Source organism: Streptomyces sp. NPDC001480, from assembly GCF_042894725.1.
Classification (GTDB): Bacteria; Actinomycetota; Actinomycetes; order Streptomycetales; family Streptomycetaceae; genus Streptomyces.
Map to the genome: position 1 here is coordinate 78942 of NZ_JBIAVX010000026.1, position 17553 is coordinate 96494.

General features: G+C 69.2%; 18 protein-coding genes and 2 pseudogenes. 8 read left to right on the forward strand and 12 right to left on the reverse strand.

What is annotated here, in order from left to right:
• Positions 1–47: 47 nt before the first annotated feature.
• The 3 genes from ACFY01_RS41625 to mdlC all read right to left on the reverse strand — a co-directional run bounded on the left by ACFY01_RS41625 (position 48) and on the right by mdlC (position 4175).
• Positions 48–1667 (reverse strand): amidohydrolase, encoded by a 1620-nt coding sequence (locus ACFY01_RS41625; RefSeq protein ID WP_390740987.1) that lies wholly within the window; start codon positions 1665–1667, stop codon positions 48–50.
• Between the two features lie 163 nt (positions 1668–1830).
• Positions 1831–2580, reverse strand: a complete 750-nt coding sequence (locus ACFY01_RS41630) for an SDR family NAD(P)-dependent oxidoreductase (protein WP_390740988.1) — start codon at positions 2578–2580, stop codon at positions 1831–1833.
• A gap of 11 nt (positions 2581–2591) precedes the next feature.
• Positions 2592–4175: a benzoylformate decarboxylase gene (gene mdlC, locus ACFY01_RS41635; RefSeq protein WP_390740989.1), complete on the reverse strand. Its 1584-nt coding sequence runs from the start codon at positions 4173–4175 to the stop codon at positions 2592–2594.
• 353 nt (positions 4176–4528) lie between these two features.
• On the opposite strand from mdlC, the gene ACFY01_RS41640 reads away from it, so the two are divergent.
• The 3 genes from ACFY01_RS41640 to ACFY01_RS41650 all read left to right on the forward strand — a co-directional run bounded on the left by ACFY01_RS41640 (position 4529) and on the right by ACFY01_RS41650 (position 7379).
• Positions 4529–4933, forward strand: a complete 405-nt coding sequence (locus ACFY01_RS41640; RefSeq protein WP_390740990.1) for a tautomerase family protein — start codon at positions 4529–4531, stop codon at positions 4931–4933.
• Between the two features lie 251 nt (positions 4934–5184).
• Complete coding sequence (locus ACFY01_RS41645) at positions 5185–5973, forward strand: acetoacetate decarboxylase family protein (RefSeq protein WP_390740991.1); 789 nt, start codon at positions 5185–5187, stop codon at positions 5971–5973.
• A 278-nt stretch (positions 5974–6251) separates the two neighbouring features.
• Positions 6252–7379, forward strand: coding sequence for a MerR family transcriptional regulator (locus ACFY01_RS41650; RefSeq protein WP_390740992.1), 1128 nt, complete (start codon positions 6252–6254; stop codon positions 7377–7379).
• A gap of 338 nt (positions 7380–7717) precedes the next feature.
• Here ACFY01_RS41650 and ACFY01_RS41655 read toward each other — a convergent pair whose 3' ends face one another.
• The 4 genes and pseudogenes from ACFY01_RS41655 to ACFY01_RS41670 all read right to left on the reverse strand — a co-directional run bounded on the left by ACFY01_RS41655 (position 7718) and on the right by ACFY01_RS41670 (position 9795).
• On the reverse strand, positions 7718–8314 hold the full coding sequence (locus ACFY01_RS41655) for a transposase (protein ID WP_390741008.1): 597 nt from the start codon (positions 8312–8314) through the stop codon (positions 7718–7720).
• On the reverse strand, positions 8280–8462 hold the full coding sequence (locus ACFY01_RS41660; protein WP_390740993.1) for a hypothetical protein: 183 nt from the start codon (positions 8460–8462) through the stop codon (positions 8280–8282). The genes ACFY01_RS41655 and ACFY01_RS41660 overlap by 35 nt, the downstream gene beginning before the upstream one ends.
• Positions 8459–8982, reverse strand: a pseudogene (locus ACFY01_RS41665) (transposase domain-containing protein). Before ACFY01_RS41665 ends, ACFY01_RS41660 begins: the two are co-directional and overlap by 4 nt.
• A 249-nt stretch (positions 8983–9231) precedes the next feature.
• Entirely contained in the window at positions 9232–9795 is a 564-nt protein-coding gene (locus ACFY01_RS41670) for a GNAT family N-acetyltransferase (RefSeq protein ID WP_390740994.1), read from the reverse strand.
• A gap of 136 nt (positions 9796–9931) precedes the next feature.
• On the opposite strand from ACFY01_RS41670, the gene ACFY01_RS41675 reads away from it, so the two are divergent.
• On the forward strand, positions 9932–10747 hold the full coding sequence (locus ACFY01_RS41675) for a hypothetical protein (RefSeq protein WP_390740995.1): 816 nt from the start codon (positions 9932–9934) through the stop codon (positions 10745–10747).
• Positions 10748–10952: 205 nt separating this feature from the next.
• Here ACFY01_RS41675 and ACFY01_RS41680 read toward each other — a convergent pair whose 3' ends face one another.
• Entirely contained in the window at positions 10953–11324 is a 372-nt protein-coding gene (locus tag ACFY01_RS41680; RefSeq protein WP_390740996.1) for a fic family toxin-antitoxin system, toxin component, read from the reverse strand.
• Positions 11321–11569, reverse strand: coding sequence for a hypothetical protein (locus tag ACFY01_RS41685; protein ID WP_390740997.1), 249 nt, complete (start codon positions 11567–11569; stop codon positions 11321–11323). Before ACFY01_RS41685 ends, ACFY01_RS41680 begins: the two co-directional genes overlap by 4 nt.
• 1184 nt (positions 11570–12753) lie before the next feature.
• On the opposite strand from ACFY01_RS41685, the gene ACFY01_RS41690 reads away from it, so the two are divergent.
• Both ACFY01_RS41690 and ACFY01_RS41695 read left to right on the forward strand, forming a co-directional pair.
• A complete protein-coding gene (locus ACFY01_RS41690; RefSeq protein WP_390740998.1) occupies positions 12754–13155 on the forward strand; it encodes a hypothetical protein in 402 nt (133 codons plus the stop codon).
• Between the two features lie 406 nt (positions 13156–13561).
• On the forward strand, positions 13562–13786 hold the full coding sequence (locus tag ACFY01_RS41695) for a DUF3761 domain-containing protein (RefSeq protein ID WP_390740999.1): 225 nt from the start codon (positions 13562–13564) through the stop codon (positions 13784–13786).
• 328 nt (positions 13787–14114) lie between these two features.
• Here ACFY01_RS41695 and ACFY01_RS41700 read toward each other — a convergent pair whose 3' ends face one another.
• Complete coding sequence (locus ACFY01_RS41700) at positions 14115–14939, reverse strand: helix-turn-helix transcriptional regulator (protein ID WP_390741000.1); 825 nt, start codon at positions 14937–14939, stop codon at positions 14115–14117.
• A gap of 220 nt (positions 14940–15159) precedes the next feature.
• Between ACFY01_RS41700 and ACFY01_RS41705 the strand changes: the two genes are divergently transcribed.
• Both ACFY01_RS41705 and ACFY01_RS41710 read left to right on the forward strand, forming a co-directional pair.
• Positions 15160–15897, forward strand: a complete 738-nt coding sequence (locus ACFY01_RS41705; protein ID WP_390741001.1) for an SDR family oxidoreductase — start codon at positions 15160–15162, stop codon at positions 15895–15897.
• Between the two features lie 216 nt (positions 15898–16113).
• Positions 16114–16272 (forward strand): annotated as a pseudogene (locus ACFY01_RS41710) (transposase family protein); the annotation flags it as partial.
• 95 nt (positions 16273–16367) lie between these two features.
• On the opposite strand, the gene ACFY01_RS41715 reads toward ACFY01_RS41710, so the two are convergent.
• Positions 16368–16796: a MarR family winged helix-turn-helix transcriptional regulator gene (locus ACFY01_RS41715; protein WP_390741002.1), complete on the reverse strand. Its 429-nt coding sequence runs from the start codon at positions 16794–16796 to the stop codon at positions 16368–16370.
• Positions 16796–17212, reverse strand: a complete 417-nt coding sequence (locus ACFY01_RS41720; RefSeq protein WP_390741003.1) for a polyketide cyclase — start codon at positions 17210–17212, stop codon at positions 16796–16798. Before ACFY01_RS41720 ends, ACFY01_RS41715 begins: the two co-directional genes overlap by 1 nt.
• Positions 17213–17553: the final 341 nt, after the last annotated feature.

Below are 17553 nucleotides of genomic sequence, written 5' to 3' on the forward strand. Positions count from 1 at the left end.
CTTGTGCCGGCGGTAGCCGCGAGTTCGGGGCCGACACCCGATCCCGCTTACCGCGTTCCGGTGGGGGCGATCAGGCGGCCGCCGACGAAGGTGTGGGTGGGGTGGAGGTCGCGGAGGGCGTCGCCGGGGCAGTGGGCGGGGTCCTGGTCCCAGATCGTGAAGTCGGCCCAGCGGCCCGGGGTCAGGGTGCCGCGCAGATGGGATTCGCCCGTGAGGCGGGCAGCCTGGGTGGTGTGCAGGGTGAGGGCCTCGTCGTAACTGATCGCGTGCTCGGGGCCCTTGACGCCGATGACGGTCTGCCTCGTCGTCATGCCGTACACCGAGCGCATCGCACCGAACTGGCCGACCGGGAAGTCGGAGCCCGCGCTGACCTGGGCGCCGAGGTCCATCCAGCCGCGGGCCGGGAAGAGTCGGGCGACGCGTTCCGGGCCCCAGAAGGTCTCCTCGACCTCGGCGGTGTCGTGCAGCAGCGGCTGCTGGATGGTGACGGGGATGCCCAACGCGACGGCGCGGGCCCGCTGCTCGGGGCCGGCGAGACCGCCGTGCTCCATGACCAGCGTGCCGGCGGGCAGGCCGGGGTTGCGGTCGAGGACGCGTTCGTAGACGTCGAGGAGAGTGCGGACGGCGCGGTCGCCGTAGGCGTGGGTGCCGACCCGCCAGCCGCGCCGGATGACCGCCTCGACCGCCTCGACCAGGGCGTCCGGCTCCCAAATCAGCATCCCGGAGAAGGAGTGGTCGCAGGCGTACGGCTCCTCGGTGGCGCCGGCCTCCAGGCCGCCATCGAGGCCGAACTTCACGCCCCACACCGACAACTGCGGGTCGGAGGTGTCGCGCCACTCCTCCATGGTGTCGAGCAGGTTTTCCACCTGGGCCGCGCTCGTCATGCCCAACGCCGAGATCAGCGCGCGCACCCGGACGCTGAGCACGCCCGCCTCGCGGGCGGCGCGGAGCACCCGGTAGTCCTCGGGGGCGACCGCGCAGTCCCGCACGGTGCCGATGCCGGTGGCGGCGTAGTCGCGGGTGGCGATGCGCAGTCCCTCGATGCGCTGGGCCCGGTCCGGGGCCGGGACCAGACGCTCCACCAGGTGCAGGGCGTTGTCGATGAGCCGCCCGTCCAGCTTGCGGTCAGCGCCGCGGCCGATGGTGCCGCCGGGCGGAACGGGGGTTTCCTCGGTGATGCCCGCGAGGCGCAGCGCGTAGGTGTTGACGACGTCGTTGTGGCCGCCGCGCTTGACCAGGACCGGGTGCCGGTCGGTGGCTGTGTCGAGTTCGGCCGCAGTGGGCATGCGGCGCTCGGCCAGGTTGAGTTCCTGCCAGTTGGTGGTAGTGCGGATCCACTCACCCTCCGGGGTGACGGCGGCCCGCTGCCGGATCAGGTCGAGGAACTCGGGGATGGTGTGGGCCTGGTGGACGGGGACGTCCTGGGCGCCGAGCGCGGCGAAGATCAGGTGGGTGTGGGTGTCGTCGAAAGCGGGGAGCACGGTGGCGCCGGGCAGGTCATGGACCTCGGTCTCCCCGGTCACCAGGCGGTCGAGGCCGTGCGGGTCGGCGGACACGGCCGTGATCCGGTCACCGCGCACGGCCAGGGCCCGCTGCGGGGCCTGGCCGGAGGCCAAGGTGTGCACCGCGCCGGCGCGGATCAGCAGGTCGGCTCCGTGGTCGGTCATCGTCTTCTCCTTGAGCTCGCAGCGTTTCGAAGGTGTCGCTGACGAGACTGTTGTAGAAGCCGTTCAGCAATTCGCGCCATATTCGGATTGGCCACGCAGGAAACACGTCACTCGTCCACGGAATCATGCAGATCATGCGCCATCATCGGTCCGGGTGGACGTCCTAGAAACTGGTCCGGGTTCCGCCGTCGATCGTCACCATGGTGCCGGTGACGTAGGCCGCGGCGGGCGACAGCAGGAACGCGGCGGTGCGGCCGAACTCCCCCGGGGTGCCGAGCCGGCGCAGCGGGATGCCGGCGGCGGTGCGGTCGGCGTCGCCGGTGATCGACTGGAGTTCGAGGGCCCGGTCGGTCGCGATGTGCGCGGGTACCAGGCCGACCACCCGCACGCCCCGGGGGCCGAGTTCACCGGCGAGGGTCTTCGCGTAACCGGCCAGGGCCGGGCGCAGGGCGTTGGAGACGGCGAGGCCGGGGATCGGCTCGTACACCGAGGTGGAGAGCACGAAACCGATCACCCCGCCCACGCTCAGCTCTGTGGCGACGGCCCGCGACAACCGCACCGCGCCCAGGAAACCCGACTCGAAGGAGGCTCGCCACTGTTCGTCGTCGACGGCGTCCGTGGTGCCCGTCGGCGGGCCGCCGACGCTGATGAGCGCGCCGTCCAGCCCTCTGAACGCCTCGCGTGCCGATGCGATCAGTCGGTCCGGCGTTGCGGGGTCGGCGTTGTCGGCGACGACGCCGACGGCCTGCCCGGGGCCGCCGAGCTCTGCCTCGGCCGCGGCCAGCGAGTGCGTGCTGCGCCCGCTGACCACCACCTTCGCCCCGCCGGAGGTCAGCTCGCGGGCGGCGGCCAGACCGAGACCGCGGGTGCCGCCGGTGACGATGTAGACACGGTCCTTGAGTCCGAGATCCATCACTGCTCCCGTTACAGCATCGCCTTCTGGGGCTGGGTGGCCACCACGATGACGGTGGTGGTGTCGGCGGTCAGGGCCGCCTTGAACTCGCGTTGCAGGTCCTCGGTGGTGTCGACGTCGACCGCGCGGCAGCCGAAGCCGCGGGCCACACCGGCGATGTCCAGTCCGGGCAGGTCGAGGCCGGGGACGCCCGGCGTCTCCTCCAGCACCGCGAAGGACTTGAGGATCGAGTACTCCTGGTTGCGCATGACGACGTAGACGATGGGCAGCCGGTGCTGCGCCGCCGTCCAGATGGCCTGCACGGAGTACTGGAAGGAACCGTCGCCGATCAGTCCAACGACCGGCCGGGGAACGCCCCGCTGCCGGTCGGCCAGGGCGATCCCGACGGCCGCCGGTGTGCCCCAGCCGATGCCGCCGCTGGCCGTGGCGAAGAAGGAGCCGCTCCGGGTGGTGGGCAGCCACTCGATCTGCTGGGCCATGGTGGAGGTCGACTCGTTGACGATGACGGCGTCGGCCGGCTTGACGCTGCTCAGGGCGGCGTAGACCTCAGGGGGCGTCAGCGGGCTGTTCGGCGCCTCAGGAAGCACCCGGGGGCGCGCCATCGGCTCGGGAGCGGTCCGCGCGGTTCCGTCCGCGACCGCGGCCACGAGCTGCTCGATCGCTGTCTTGGGATCGCCGAGCAGGCTGTCGCCCACCCGCGCCGCCGCGGCGACGTCGGGGTTGCCGGTGATCTGGAGGAGCTCCGTGCCGTCGGGCAGGTAGGGGCCCGGGACGTAGGGGTAGTAGCGGAACACCTCGGCGCCGATCACGACGACCAGGTCGTGCCCGGTCAGCCGGTCGCTGATCGTCTTCACCGACATGCCGAGCGGCCCGCGGAACAGGGGGTGGTCCTCGGGGAAGGACGCACGGTCGAGCAGCGGGGAGCCGTAGACGGCCGCGCGCAGCTTCTCGGCGAGGGAGACCGCCGCGTCCCAGCCACCGGCCTTGTCCACCTCCGGACCGAACACCAGCGCCGGACGGCGGCTGGCGGAGATACGGTCCGCGAAGCTCCGTAGCCGGTCGGGGTCGGGCAGGACCCGGGCGCTGAAGGTCCGCATGCGCGTGAAGCCGGACAAAGGCCGCTTCCAGTCGTCCATCGGCACGGACAGATAGACGGGACCGGCGGGCGGCTGCAGGGCCATCGCGTACGCCCGCAGGAACGCCTCCGGGACGTCCTCGGCGCGCGCGGGCTCGTACGACCACTTCACCCAGGGCTTGGGCAGCGTGGTGGCCTCCCGGTTGCCCAGGTAGGGCTCGCCGATCAGCAGTTCCCGGTGCTGCTGGCCGGAGGTGACGATCAGCGGGGTGTTGCCGTGGTAGGCGGCCACCAGGTTGCCGACGGCGTTGCCCAACCCCGCCGAGGAGTGCACGTTGACCAGCGCGGGCCGACCGGTGACCTGGGCGAAGGTGTCAGCCATCGCGATGACGGAAGCCTCCTGCAAGGCCAGTACGTAGGTGAAGTCCTCAGGGAACTCCTGCAGGAAGGGCTGCTCGGTGGAGCCCGGATTTCCGAAGACGGTGGTCAGTCCGAGAGAGCGCAGCAGATCGTAGGTCACGCTCCGGACAGTGGCTTGCTCAGTCATGGCTACCTGCCAGTTTTCGTGCCGGGACCGGTGGGGGGAGGATTCATGACATAGTTCCCCGCACCGCCCGCCAAGGCTTCCGTCCAATGACTGAAAAGCCTGCTTAGGCGTGTGCCCTACGCAGGGAACGCGCCGCCCGCGCAACTCCGGGCGCCCGCCGCAGTTGCGGCCTCAGTCGGATGACCGAAGGCGAAACCCCGTGACCCGACGGAGGGTGTACGAGCCGTCGCGGATCTCCCGCGAGCGAGCCGGCCGACGGCGTCGAACCCGGAGCCGTGCACGAAAGATCCGTGGACGGTGATTCCCCGGTCCGAAGAGGAGCCGACATGCCCGTCTACACCTGCACCGCCGCCCAGGGGACCCTGACCAGTGGGTCGAAGGCCGCGCTGGCGGCCGAGATCACCAGGATCCACGTGACGATCAACCATGTGCCACCGGCCTACGTCAACGTGGTCTTCTCCGAGCCACCACCGGCCAGCGTCTTCGCCGGCGGCGAACCGGGAGCCCCGCTGATCATCAGCGGGTGGGTCCGGCGGGGGCATCCGCAGCAGGAGGCCACGCGGCTGGCGCTGGAGCTGTCCTCTGCCGCCGCCCGGATCGCCGGGGTGGCGGAGGACCACGTGATGGTGGTGCTCCAGGACGGACCCGCCCGCTCCGCCGTCGAAGGCGGCCGGGTTCTGCCCGAACCCGGACAGGAGAAGGAGTGGCTGGCGCGCCGGGGTGAGGCCTGACCGAAGCCGGCCGCGCGCACCGGCCGCCGCCGCTGGGATCCCTGTCCAGTGCACCTCACCGGCGGCCGCAGACGGGTCGCGGATCGGCTCGGTCCTGCCCTCGTCGGGCCGCCTGCCGAGTGATTTCAGTACCTGACCGGGCTGCTCCTCTTCCCACGCGTACGCGAAGCAGTCATTTGACCCAAGCCGGCCGGCGTGTGGGTGCGGAGTATGGATCGGTCCGGCCCGACCCTCGTTCTGTGGAGGTATCCATGCTGAAGGGCTACACCTACCCGCTGTCCCCTCGCGGAGAGGCGAATCTCGCCCCCGCTCCACCGTGGCACTACGCCGGTGACATCGTCGGCGTCGAGTTCTGGACGGACCCGGCGGCGGCCGCGGCGACCCTCCCGGAGGGGCTGACTCCGGACGCCGGGTCCGACGGGCGCGTGGTGGCGCTCTTCGTCGACTGGCAGTTCTCGGCGGAGAACGACGAGTACCTCGACCCGGTGCGCAGCCAGTACCGCGAGTTCATGCTGCTGGTGGACGCCCGGTTCCGGGACCAGCCGGTGTCCTGGTGCCCGTACATCTACGTCGACAACGACCTCGCCATGGCCCGCGGCTGGGTTCAGGGCTTCCCGAAGAAGCTGGGCTCGGTGGCCCAGACCCGCGTCTTCGCCGCGCCCGGCAAGGCATCGCCGTCCCTCGCGGCAGGCGGGAAGTTCGGTGCGTCCCTGTCGGCTGCCGGGCACGCCCTGGCTGAGGCACGGGTCACCCTGGAGGAGCCGGCGAGCGATCCCGCGGCCCTGTTCCGGCCCACGGTCAACCTCCGGCACTTCCCGTCACTGGCCGCCGGCCAGTACGACAAGCCCGCCGTGCACGAACTGGTCATGGCTGACTTCGGCGACCGGCAGCTCGCCGACGTCTGGGTCGGCTCCGGCGACATCAGCCTCTTCCCCGCCCGCGGCGAGGAACTCGCGGACCTGGCGCCCGTACGCACCGGCAGCGGTTTTCGCGCCTCGATGTCCTACACCGTGACGGAGGTGCACCGGCTGGGCGAGTAGCGGGACAGGGCCGGGACGGCGGGAACGCTCCGTCCTGCCGGCGATCAAGCTCGACCCGGCCAAGGGGGTCGCCCTCTGGGGCTCAAGAACTCCCGGGCCGTTGCGACGCGGTATGACAACCGCGGCTAGGTCTTCCTGGGCACGGTGACCACAGCGTCCCTGGCTGTCTGGCTGCGGTCATGACCGCCCGACAGCCTGAAACTACTGGTCGGCGAGGCCGTGCAGCCACGCGTGGTACGAGGAGTGAAGAGCTTGACCCTCACGCGGCGTCATGCCGCATGGTCGGTGGCGTGGAAGAACACCTGACCGTGGGACGCGTGGCCGAGTTGGCCGGCGTGAGCGTCCGCACGCTGCATCACTACGACGACATCGGCCTCGTGCGACCGTCCGCGCGGACCACGGCCGGGTACCGGGCCTACTCGGCGGGCGACGTGGAGCGGCTGCGGGAGGTGCTCGGCTACCGGCGGCTGGGCTTCGGATTGCGCGAGATCGCCGATCTGGTGGACGACCCGGCCACCGACGCGGTCGCGCACCTGCGCCGGCTGCGCGGCCTGCTGCAGGAACAGCGCGACCGCGCTGCCGCCATGGTGACGGCCATCGACAAGGAACTGGAGGCACGAGCCATGGGGATCAGGACGACGCCGGAGGACCAACTGAAAGTGTTCGGCGCGCAATTGTACGAAGCCATCGGGTCCGCTTACCCGGCGACGCGGCGCAACGAGCCGCGGATCGCCGCGAGGATCTGGGATGCGCTCGGGGACGCACGGACGGTACTGAACGTCGGGGCCAGCACCGGCTCCTACGAGCCCCCGGACCGCGAGGTCATGGCGGTGGAACCGTCGGCGGTGATGCGGGCGCAGCGTCCCGCGGGTGCGGCGCCGTGCGTTGCCGCCAGTGCGGAGCGCCTGCCGTTCGCTGACCAGTCCTTCGACGCCGCGATGGCGGTCAGCACCGTTCATCACTGGCCGGACCCTGTTGCCGGGCTGCGGGAAATGCGGCGGGTGGCCCGCCGCGTGGTGGTGTTCACGTACGACGCCAGTACGACCGGCTGGCTCCAGCGATTCTGGCTCACCCGCGACTACCTGCCCGAGTTCGCTGACCTCCTCACCGGATGGCCTTCACTGGCCGACATGACCCACGCGATCGGGGGCCACGCGGAGCCGGTGCTCATCCCGTGGGACTGCGCCGACGGCTTCTTCGAAGCCCACTGGCGCCGACCCGAGGCCTACCTGGACGAACAGGTCCGCCGCGCGGTATCGGTATGGGCCAGAGTCGGGCCACAGGCCGAGCAGCGGGCGGTGGACAGCCTCCGCGACGACCTTTCCTCAGGCCGGTGGGCCGAACACAACCGGGACCTCCTCGCCCTCGACACGGCAGAGCTGGGCCTGCGCCTGCTCGTGGCCTGAACCATCGTGCGCGAGGACGCCGCAAAGGAGTCGACCCGCCCGCCTCAATACACGTTGCGGCAGCGAAGCTTAGCCTCGAAGGCACGCTCGACCTTGAGGTTCTGGCCATACAGGTCGAGCATGGACCAGTCTCTCCAGGCCGCCCCGGCTCGCGCACGTTCGCGGCCTTCGCCTCCAGCTCGATGAGCTGGTAGTGCCGAGCCTGACGTCCTGCGCCTTGAGCTCATCGAGCTCGGGGACGCATTCCGCGCCTACCAGCAGCGCACCGAGCCCGACCTCGCTCTCCTCGCCGAGCTCCACGAGCGCAAGGCCCGCGCCTTTAGTCCAAGGCCGTGAAGTTATGGGCTGGTGGTCTGTGTCGAGAGGATGTCGATGCTGATGGTGGCCTTGTAGGTGCGGCGGTCGACGCGCAGGCTCTTGTGGGCGTAGCGGGACAGGGGACGCTTGACGGCGCGGGGGCTGAGGCGGAGGCGGCGGGTGGGCATGGGCTGGTCCAGGACGGCGCGACCGATGGTGCCGACGAGGTCGACGACGGTGTCGGCGATCACGCCCGCGGCCTGGATGACCTGGTCGCGGGCGGTCTGTAGGGCGATGCTGAAGCTGGCGCGGTCGGGGTCAGCGCCGGGGATCGTGTCGGTGGCGTCGGCGATGGCGATTCTGATCAGCTGGTAGGCGGTTAGCAGGGCGTAGACCTCCTGGGTGATGCCGGGCGTGGTCCGGGCGCGCAGGACCCGGCGCCCGAGCATGGATTTCTTGATCGCGAAGTAGGCGGACTCCACTTCCCACCGCTCGTGGTACAGCTTGACCAGCTCGAACGCCGGATGGGCACGGTGGTCGAGCAGGGTGGTGGCCAGACGGTAGACGCCGGTGGTACGTCCGGCGGTGGCGGCGATGGTGATCTCACACTCGATGATGCGGACGTCCAGCGTGCCGATCCTTGGAGAGGAACGAGCCGTCCTCGAAGCGGCGCAGGATGGGTGGCTTGCGGGCGGCGGACAGGCGGGCCAGAATCGCGGCCCCGGTGTCGGCCACAGCCTCGAGGAAGGCGTTGGAGGAGAAGCCCCGGTCCAGCAGCGCGATCATGCCCCGGTGCAGGGAACGCGTAGGCGCTCACCCTGCGTGGCCTCGCCACGGGTGCGGGGTCCGAAGACCGCGTCGATGACGGCGCGGGTGCCGCAGGCCACCAGGGCTACCAGCAGGATCTGCGGGTAGCCGGATGTGGCGTACTGGTTGGAGCCCTTGCCCAGGCGGGCCCGGGTTGCCGGGTCGTCGGGGGCGTCGAGGTAGGTGCCGTCGATCGCCACCACCAGCAGACCGGCCCAGCGGGCCCCGGCGGTGCGGATCGCAGACGCCGGCCCGCGCACCAGGTCGAACAGTGCGCGCACCGGCCGCTCCCCGAGCCTGGAACGGGCGTGCCACACTGCGGTGCCGGTGACCTTCGGTATCGGCAGCGAGCCCAGCGCGGAGGTGAGCTTGGACCACACGGCGAGGTAGCTGCATTCCTCGAACAGCGTGGCCGCAACAGATAGACCACCACCCGGGCGGGCAGCTTCCGCAGCCGCTGCTGAACGGACCCGCACCCAGCGAGGACCTCATCGACCATCTCGAACGGCACGATCCGCGTCAACTCGCCCAGATGGCCCGGGGCGAAGATGCCTTCGGCTACCGCGATCTCGCGGGTGATGACACACTGACCGGGCAGCGGAGCTCCTATGGTGAACGACTTGTCTTGGCAGACCTCGCTCTACCGGGGCTCTGCTCTCTACGTCGGGTGGTCCGCCAGAATCAGCTGCGTAAGACGGCCTGCCTACGACCAAGCCCCTCAAACAGCGCTCACTGCTGGACCTCCTTGTCAGGCCCGATCGGTCTTCCACTCCCGGGCGAGTGTCGCGTAGATGTACTCGCTGCCCCAGCGCTCGTTGTCGAGGTCGTTCTCGACAAGGTGCGCCTCCCGGCGCATGCCCAGGCGCTCGCACACGCGCACCGACCCGGTGTTGAGCACGTCAAGGCGGGCGAAGAGCCGGTGGACGCCCAACTCGGCGAAGGCCAGCTCGGCGGTCGCACGCGCCGCCTCGGTCGCGTAACCCCGACCGCCGTACGCCGGGTTGAAGATCCAGCCGATCTCTACCTGGCGCGCCCGCGCGCTCGTGAGCTTCAGGACAACCTCGCCGACGACCTTTGCCTCGCCGACCGGGCAGACGGCGACCACTAGGCCGTCGCCATCCTCGGCCCACGCTGTCCCGGCCGCACGCCGCGTCAGGCTCTGCGCGCACTGTTCACGGGTGAGGGGCTGCCGGTAGAGATAGCGAGCGACTTCGGGGAGGCCCTGGTACGCGTACAAGTCATCGAGGTCGTCCGGCGTGAACAGACGCAAAAGGAGCCGTTCGGTGCGCAAGGGCAGTGAGAGCGTGGTCATGGATCTGGTGTTTCTCCCCCGAGGGCTACCCCGGCAGCCCAAAAGACCGGACCGCGGAGCTCCCAACGACTCGTCTTGGGCAACGACGCCGTTCTAAACCCCTTGCCACCAGCTGTGCAACCGTAATTTCACGGCCTTGGCCTTTAGCCTGTGGGCCGACGTCAGTGGGGACGGCTCCCTGCGCCAGGAGGCACAGCGCGCCGATAAGGCTGCACAGACCACCCGCGAGATGCACACCAACCGCACCGGCCAGCCCACCGGCGACACAGCGGTCGGCGACCAGCCGACGGTGGAACGGCTGCTGACCCGGCAACAAGCCGTGCACACCCGCACCGTGCTGGACTACGTCGCCGCCCACTCCCCGCACCCGGAGGCCGAGGTGCGCCTCGCGGTGCTCATGCTCACCCTGCGGGCCGCGCGCGCCGGCACCGGGAACATCACCGGCCAGGACCTCACCGGCTGGCTCCCCAATGATGCCGAGCGGGTACTTCAGCAGCTGGTCGCGGCCGACTGGCTGCGCCTGCCCGGCACCGTCGCCGAGGTGATGGCCTCCCGTCCCGAGGATCCCACCGCGTTCACCATCCCCACCCTGCTGCCCGAGCAGCCCCGCCCGTTCGCCTTTGGCAAGACCACCCGCTCGAGGATCTCCGGCTGGGCGCAGAAGGCGGTGGGTGACCGGAAGATCCGCAAGAAGAAACTGGGCGCCGCCACCCGGCTCCTGGCCTTGTACACCGCCGCCCACACCCGCCCCGACGGCCGCCTCGGACACGCAGAAGACGGCGGACTCCACCTGGACCAGGCTGCCGCATTCTGCGCCCTGCTCCCCGACCAAGTCGCCGAGCAGGCCGGACTGCTGGTCACTGCCGACTGGCTCGCCGAAGCCGACACCGCCGGGGAACAATTGCGCGGACAGCTCACTGAGCGCATCCTGCCGCTGGGCGGGCTGCTGTAACACGCCGGGCCCGCCGCAGAGCGGCGGCAGGCCCTTGGCTCACATCCGAGCCCGGAGGCGTTCGGGTAAGGCGAGAGGGGCAGCGGCCGTTGGGTCGCGGGTGCCATTCAGGTTTCCAGCGAAGTACCAGATGATCATCGCCACGCGGGCGGCTACCGACACACGGAGCCGACGTGGCCTGAGGCGGTCACCACCCGGTGCGGGTTCAGGGTTTCCAGGTGCGCAGGAAGGAAGCGATCCGGTCGGCGGTACAGCGCGGGTTGTTCAGCTCGTGGGCGAGCGCGGTTAGCTGTTCGCGGGTGGGGCTGACGGGGATGTTGCTGGCCTCGAGATACATGACGGCGACGGCGCAGGCGACGGTGAGGTTGGAACGCTCCAGCCAGTGGCAGCGGCCCAGGTTGTGGACCAGGGCGGCGGCGCGGGCATAGGCGCCACCGTAGACGGGGGTGTCGAGGAGTTCACCGCGGTGGCGGGCGACGGCGGCGATGGGCACGCCGTAGTCGTCGGCGGCCGGATCCCGGTGCCCGGCCCGTTCCGCCACTTCCAGGATCCAGGATTCGTCGACGTGCAGGATCACGCGGCGGCGCCCGGCTGCGGATCGGCGTACGGGGCGTCGAGCTGCTGCTCCAGATCGTCGAGGAAGGTGCCGTGCTCATCGATGAGCCGCTGGGCAGCAGCCATGCCGGCGGCACGAGCACCGGTGGTGTCCTCGATGATGAGCCGCTCCACGTACTTGTTGAAGTCCAGCCGACGGGCCCGCGCGGCGGCCTTGCCTGCCTCCAGCACATCCGCTTCCAACCGGAGCTGCGTCTGCTTCTTCATAGAAGTCACACCTGATGGTAGCAGGGTGGTAGCATGAGTGCGCAGTCTGCGCCGCACGCACTTGTGGCCTGTGACCACGGTGAGCGGCGCTGCGCCGCCCCTCCTGACCTCCCCACGCGAGGACCGACGGCTGCGCAGACCCCGCACCAGGTGCGCCCTCCACACGCCTGCCTCGACCGAACTACTAGAAGAAGCAGAAGTGAAGGGCCGGGTCTCTGACCTGCGGCCGCGTAATCGATCAACGCTGCGACCCGCAACTTAGCTGTCGGTGGTTGTCAGCGTTGATCGTCGTTGAGAACCTTCGACGGCCCTGAGACGGCCCAGAGGGGCCTGCACGTTGATCTCGCGTTCCGGGGCCACTCTCTGGCCTTCCCCGGCCGTGCCCCGCCCGATCGGCGCTGACGAGGGAGACGCTGACCTGGGGGTTTCCAGTGCAGTCGCCGCGATTCCCCGCTGTTCCCTGAGCAGTCCCCCCGCGGCGGGCACTCGGAGGGCACAGTGCTTCGCTGTCAGAGGCCGTGCCTATGAACCGTCCCCGTTCGGGGTGGTGCCCAAGGGCTGGAAGTCTTCACGCCCCCTCGACCGCCGGCCGACCACTCCGCCACGGCACCACTTCAGGGATCGAGTCCCTGGCGGCGGGCGAGCCCGGCTGCCACTACAGGGTAAAACGGTCATAAAATCTGCATGAACGGGCACAAACGGACATGGAACGGAATAAAGTGAGCACTGTGTAGTCAAGGGGTGCATCACCGGGACAGCCCCGACGCCAGGAGAATCTCAATGACCTACGGAACGATGGCCGCTCCCGACTCCAACCCCCACGCCAACGCCGCTTTGGCTGCCGACTGCGAGGTGTGCAACGGCTGGGGAAGCGTGATCACTTCCCAGGGGCGGCACGAACTGTGCCACACCTGCCAGTCCCCCACCGAACACGAGTGCCACGACAGCAGCTGTTTGCAGGGTGTCAGTCCATCCATGCATTCTGGATCAACAACCTCTTGTCCATGTGCGGGTCACACCAGACAGAGCGGTCCGCGTAGCGACTTTGGCCGCAAGTTTCAATGACCGAGTCAAGCGGATGGGGTGCCGTCCATGAGCGAGGACGGGTGCCCGTCGGGGTTGTATGTGCCTCAGCCGACGAAAGTCAGCCACGACAGTGGCGCGCCGACCGATCAGGCGCGCGTGTGCCTCGCTGCACCCCCACCGGCCTCAGCCCCGTTGCCGAGGTATGCCGTCCGTCCGAGCAGGGTGCGATCGCCGGCCCGCAGCGCAACGCCGACGCCGCCCTCAACCACACCGAATGGACCCCGCCCGCAAACGAAAGCACACCGGACGCCGACCGCGCCTGGTGGGACCTCAACGCCGTCTGCCTCGTGGTCCTCGGCCCCGACGCCGACAACCACCTCGCCGACTTCATCGCCAGCCAGTACGCCGACAAAGCCGGGGCCCTCGTCATCGCCTGCCTGCTCCACCTCGCCGACGACGGCAGCGGCGCCCGCTTCTGGTGGCGCTTCGCCGCCGGCACCGTCCCCCTCCCCCAACCAGCCTTGGTCGACCGATTGCGCACCCTCACCTCCCCGCTGTGAGGGCGGATAACGGGTCGGTGCCCAGCCCGAGGCGATACCACCCGCGCGTCAGTTCAGGAAGTCCGACGAATGTTCGGGCGTTGAGGAACGGACCGAACGGGATGGCCTTCTTGCGTCCCGGCGCGGCGCGCGGAGACGGGACCGACCGACCCAGCGCGGTGCGCCCGGCAGGTATTCGGCGAAGGTGCCGACCAGGGAATGCTCCACCCCGTACCAGGAGCAGGGAGTTACGGGAGTGCTCCGGCAGGTCAAAAGACCCGGCAGCGGTGGCGGGAAGCGGTTACCGCCACTCTTGGCACGCTGCCTCGGGGGTGTGGGATGTACTCAGACGCCATCCGTTTACCGATCAACGGGGTTGTCAGGTCGAACGAGGGTCTTGATCGGGTGATCGCGGTGCGGTTGGTGCATGAAGGCAGGGCCTCCGGTAGCTCGGGGTTGTCGAAGCCGACGAGCACCAGGAGGCCATGTTGCTGCAGTCTTTCACGCTCGCGCCGTACGCGGCTGGACACGCCGCCAGCAGCCGAAGGATAAGTACGAGACCGCGAGGTGCAAGGACGCTTCCCTGTCCTGCTCTCGGCACTCGCAGGGCACCTGTTCCCACCACCACGGCGTCCGCTACTGGTTCAAGTAGACCGCCCCTGACAATTCCTGCCGTCTCCTGGCCCAGGGCTGAAAGGTTCTCAGGTAGCGAGATAAAGGATCACCAGGCTCGGTGGGGCGGGGGTCAACCTGATCACCTCGTTCGAGACGAACTGGGGCTCGTCGTGCCCCACCGGGGCCGCCCCCGTCCCGGAGCCGACAGAGAAGTAACCGTGTGCAGTTCGGCGTCGAAGACTGGCTGGCCCCTCACGCGTCATCTGCGGTGGGGCGGCCCTGTTTCCTTAGGAATTGCTCGGCGCGTAGTCGCCGGCCCTCCGCTGCCGTACCGTGAGCGCTGGTGCTGCCGCCGGTCTTCTCCTTCATTTGCCGGTCACCGCCACGCCCTCGTCGGGCGGTTCGCTGCTGTCCAAGTAGACGACCAGCGTCTGTTCCGGCTGTTCGGCCAGGTGAAAGGCGGTGTATGCATAATCAATCACTCCCCGTTGGGAGTGCCGTAGCCGTTTTCGACCGCTGTGCCGGGCCTGCACCTCGTACTGGGGCCACCAGTCCCGCACTTCCGGGCTGCCCTCGTTCAGGTCCTCGATCAGTCGGGTGTACCGCGTGTCGCCGGAATGGCGTGCCGCTAGCGTCCGAAGTCGGCCGAGGAGGCCACGTGCTTCGGGTTCCCAGTCGACCAGAACGTCCCGGGCCACCGGTTCGAGGAACACCCAGCGGGCGAAGTTGGCGGGCCGGTCCGCCTCAGTGATGAGCCTCGGGAACAACTCGTGGGCTGCCTGGTTGTGACTGAGGACGTCATAGTTGCCGCCGATGATGTACGCCGGGTTCGGCTGGAGCAGCAGGGGGACGGCGCTCGCCTCGGCTGTCAGTGGCTCGCTTTCTTCGGCTTCGGCCGCAGGCGCGTGACCGGCGAGTTGGAGAAGATGATTGCGCTCGTTCCGGTCGAGCCGCAGCGCCGCGGCGAGGGCGTTGAGCACCTGTTCGGAGACGCGGATCTTTCGCCCCTGCTCCAGATACGTGTACCAGGTGGCGCTGATCCCGGCCAGCAGTGCCAGTTCCTCTCGGCGAAGTCCCGGCGTCCGTCGGCGGCCGGTCTGGGGCAGGCCTACCTCGTCAGGGGTCAGGCGCTCTCTCCGGCTGCGCAGGAATTCACTCAGCTGACGGCGTTGGTCCGGCTGCGTGGGCATGACTGGATGGCACCTTCAGTTCCAGAATAAACACGGTCTGGATACCAGGCTATGCCCCGCGGAGACTGGTGTGCGAGTACGGGCCGCGGCATGACCGACGGCCCCACACGGTCACACCGGCACCCGGCCTGCCAGTGGCGCAAAGGCTTGCGGACGCTCCCCCATGACCTGCTACCACTCGGTACCCCGGCCCCGGTGCCCAAAATGGAGAGGGCAAGTCATGTCCGGAATCAAGGGCAAAGTGGTGGCGATCACGGGAGCCAGCAGTGGCATCGGCGAGGCGACCGCGCTGCTGCTCGCCGAACGCGGCGCGCGACTCGTCCTCGGCGCACGCCGGTCCGAACGCCTGGCGGAACTGGTGGCCCGGATCGAGAAGGCAGGTGGCACGGCCGTGCAGATCCGCACCGACGTGACACGGCGGGGGGACCTGCAGGCTCTGGTCGCGCTGGCCGGTGAGCGCTTCGGCCGACTCGACGTCCTCGTCAGCAACGCCGGAGTCGGCACCATCTCGCCTCTCGACGATCTGCGCTTGGAGGAGTGGGACCACATGGTCGACGTCAACGTGAAGGGCGTGCTGCACGGGATCGGTGCCGCGCTGCCGGTCTTCCGGGCGCAGGGCACCGGCCACTTCGTCACCACCGCCTCCACGGCCGCGTTTCGCGTCGTGCCGTCCATGGCCGTCTACGCCGGCACCAAGTTCGCGGTCCGGGCCATCTGCGAAGGACTACGCCAGGAAGCCGGCGACTCCCTGCGGGTGACCACGGTCTCACCTGGTGTGACTGCGACCGCATTCGCCGAGGCGTCGACCAACAGTCAGGTGAGAGCAGAGATCACGAAGATGCGGGACGACCTCGCGATCCCGCCCGACGCGATCGCCCGGGCCATCGCTTTCGCGATCGAACAGCCTGCCGCGGTCGACGTGAACGAGATCGTCGTCCGGCCCACCGCCCAGAGCTGACCTCCGCCGCCCTTCCGGTGCGGACACCCGCACCCGCGAGACTGTTCCAATGCCCGAGTGGGAACGACGGACGCGACGCCAGATAATCGAGGTCACTGAGACCGAAGATCGACCTGGAGCCGCGTCCGCGTGCAATCTTCCCTGGTCAGCGTCCTCACGCGCCACTTCGAGGACGCAGCCGCGCCATGTCCACCCACGGACCCCTACGAATTGGCCATGCTGGCCGCGGTATTCGACTGCTTCCCCGATCCACGCCAGGTACGAGGACGCCGCTACCGGCTCGGCTCGCTGCTGGGGCTGTGCCTGGTCGCGGTGCTCGGTGGCGCGCGGTCGCTGGCTCAGATCGCCCGCTTCGCGGCCGACCTGGCGCCTGAGGGCCGTTCCTTCGGGGACGGTGGGGCTGGCCTGTTGCAGATGCCACCGGCCGGTGGGTTCGGGTCCGGTGGCCTGCGGTTGTCGGTGAGGGTGTTTCAGGATTCGGGACGAGCCAGGCGGCCGAGCAGGGATACCGCGTCGTCGAGGGGCACCGGCTGGAAGAACCGTGCGTCGGCGTGCTCAACGGCGGCAATCGCGCGTGGGGCCAGGTCGGCGCCGGCGTCGGTGACGCGCAGTCGTTTGGCGCGGGTGTCGGCCGGGTCGACTGCACGCTCGATGAGTCCTTTGTGTTCCAGGGTGCGTAGTACCTGGGAGGTCATCTTGACGTCGGTGCCGGCTTGGCGAGCGAGAGCCATCTGGTTGGGATGCTCGCCCTGGTTGTTGAGCCACCAGGCGCAGGCGAGCAGCACGAACTGCACATGGGTGAGATCGAGTGGGGCCAGAGCTGTGGCGATGTCACGCTGCCAGCGCAGGGTGGCATGCCACAGCAGGAATCCGGGGCTGTCGCTGGGGCTGAGGGGCATCAGCTCAGAGCCAGCTTGGCCAGCGCGGCCATCGTGTCGGGCCAGTCGGCGGTGATGCCCGGGCCGATCTGCGGTCCGGCCTCGTCGGCACCGGTACCGGTGATCTCCATCCGGTACACCACCCGGATCCGGTCTTGGTCGATCCGGTCGATCTGGTGGGTGGTGCGCAGCAGCAGGCCGTTGAAGCTGGCCTCGTCGATGAACAGTTCGTCTTCGACCGCCTCGGCGATGCGCAGCAGTACCGGGTCGTCCCCGGGCGGTGTCATCGCAATCTGCGTGCCCGCCGCGAACGGGCCACTCATCTCGATCTTCTCGATCTCGGCGTTCCAGGTGCCCCAGTTCTCAACGTCGGCCCAGAGCCGCCAGATCGCCTCGGGGGTGGCGCTGGTCTCGATGCTGTGCTCGTACTCCCACATGAGTGATCTCCTCGGCTAGATGATCTATCAAGAGATTATCTGCGCAGAGATTATCTGTCCAGTGGTGCACGACCCCATCCCGCAGTGCCGCGATCACCCACCCGAACCACTGCCCGTGCCCGCACCGCCGAGGAGGTCCTAGCCCACGCAGGGGAGCCCCGCCTCACCGCCCAGGCATCCTCCCGGCCCTCTGGCACGGCACCTACCGCTGCGGCAACCCCCGAAGGATTTCGAGAGTCGACCACTTACTGATCTTTTCGTAAGTTCGGTGGGTGTGGTGGGCTTGTCGATGGGAGGCTGTCGGCGTGGCTTACCAACCTTCTCCTTCGGTTGCCGGCTCC

Bases quoted from the DNA above. Each gene is read 5' to 3' on its own strand.
- ACFY01_RS41660 (WP_390740993.1), bottom strand. From the start codon at position 8,462: ATGATCGCGCTGCTGGACCGGGGCTTCTCCTCCAACGCCTTCCTCGAG.
- ACFY01_RS41705 (WP_390741001.1), top strand. From the start codon at position 15,160: ATGTCCGGAATCAAGGGCAAAGTGGTGGCGATCACGGGAGCCAGCAGT.
- ACFY01_RS41685 (WP_390740997.1), bottom strand. From the start codon at position 11,569: ATGAAGAAGCAGACGCAGCTCCGGTTGGAAGCGGATGTGCTGGAGGCA.
- ACFY01_RS41715 (WP_390741002.1), bottom strand. From the start codon at position 16,796: ATGCCCCTCAGCCCCAGCGACAGCCCCGGATTCCTGCTGTGGCATGCC.
- ACFY01_RS41630 (WP_390740988.1), bottom strand. From the start codon at position 2,580: ATGGATCTCGGACTCAAGGACCGTGTCTACATCGTCACCGGCGGCACC.
- ACFY01_RS41700 (WP_390741000.1), bottom strand. From the start codon at position 14,939: ATGCCCACGCAGCCGGACCAACGCCGTCAGCTGAGTGAATTCCTGCGC.
- ACFY01_RS41645 (WP_390740991.1), top strand. From the start codon at position 5,185: ATGCTGAAGGGCTACACCTACCCGCTGTCCCCTCGCGGAGAGGCGAAT.
- ACFY01_RS41650 (WP_390740992.1), top strand. From the start codon at position 6,252: ATGGTCGGTGGCGTGGAAGAACACCTGACCGTGGGACGCGTGGCCGAG.
- ACFY01_RS41670 (WP_390740994.1), bottom strand. From the start codon at position 9,795: ATGACCACGCTCTCACTGCCCTTGCGCACCGAACGGCTCCTTTTGCGT.
- ACFY01_RS41720 (WP_390741003.1), bottom strand. From the start codon at position 17,212: ATGTGGGAGTACGAGCACAGCATCGAGACCAGCGCCACCCCCGAGGCG.
- ACFY01_RS41695 (WP_390740999.1), top strand. From the start codon at position 13,562: ATGAAGGCAGGGCCTCCGGTAGCTCGGGGTTGTCGAAGCCGACGAGCA.
- ACFY01_RS41640 (WP_390740990.1), top strand. From the start codon at position 4,529: ATGCCCGTCTACACCTGCACCGCCGCCCAGGGGACCCTGACCAGTGGG.
- ACFY01_RS41625 (WP_390740987.1), bottom strand. From the start codon at position 1,667: ATGACCGACCACGGAGCCGACCTGCTGATCCGCGCCGGCGCGGTGCAC.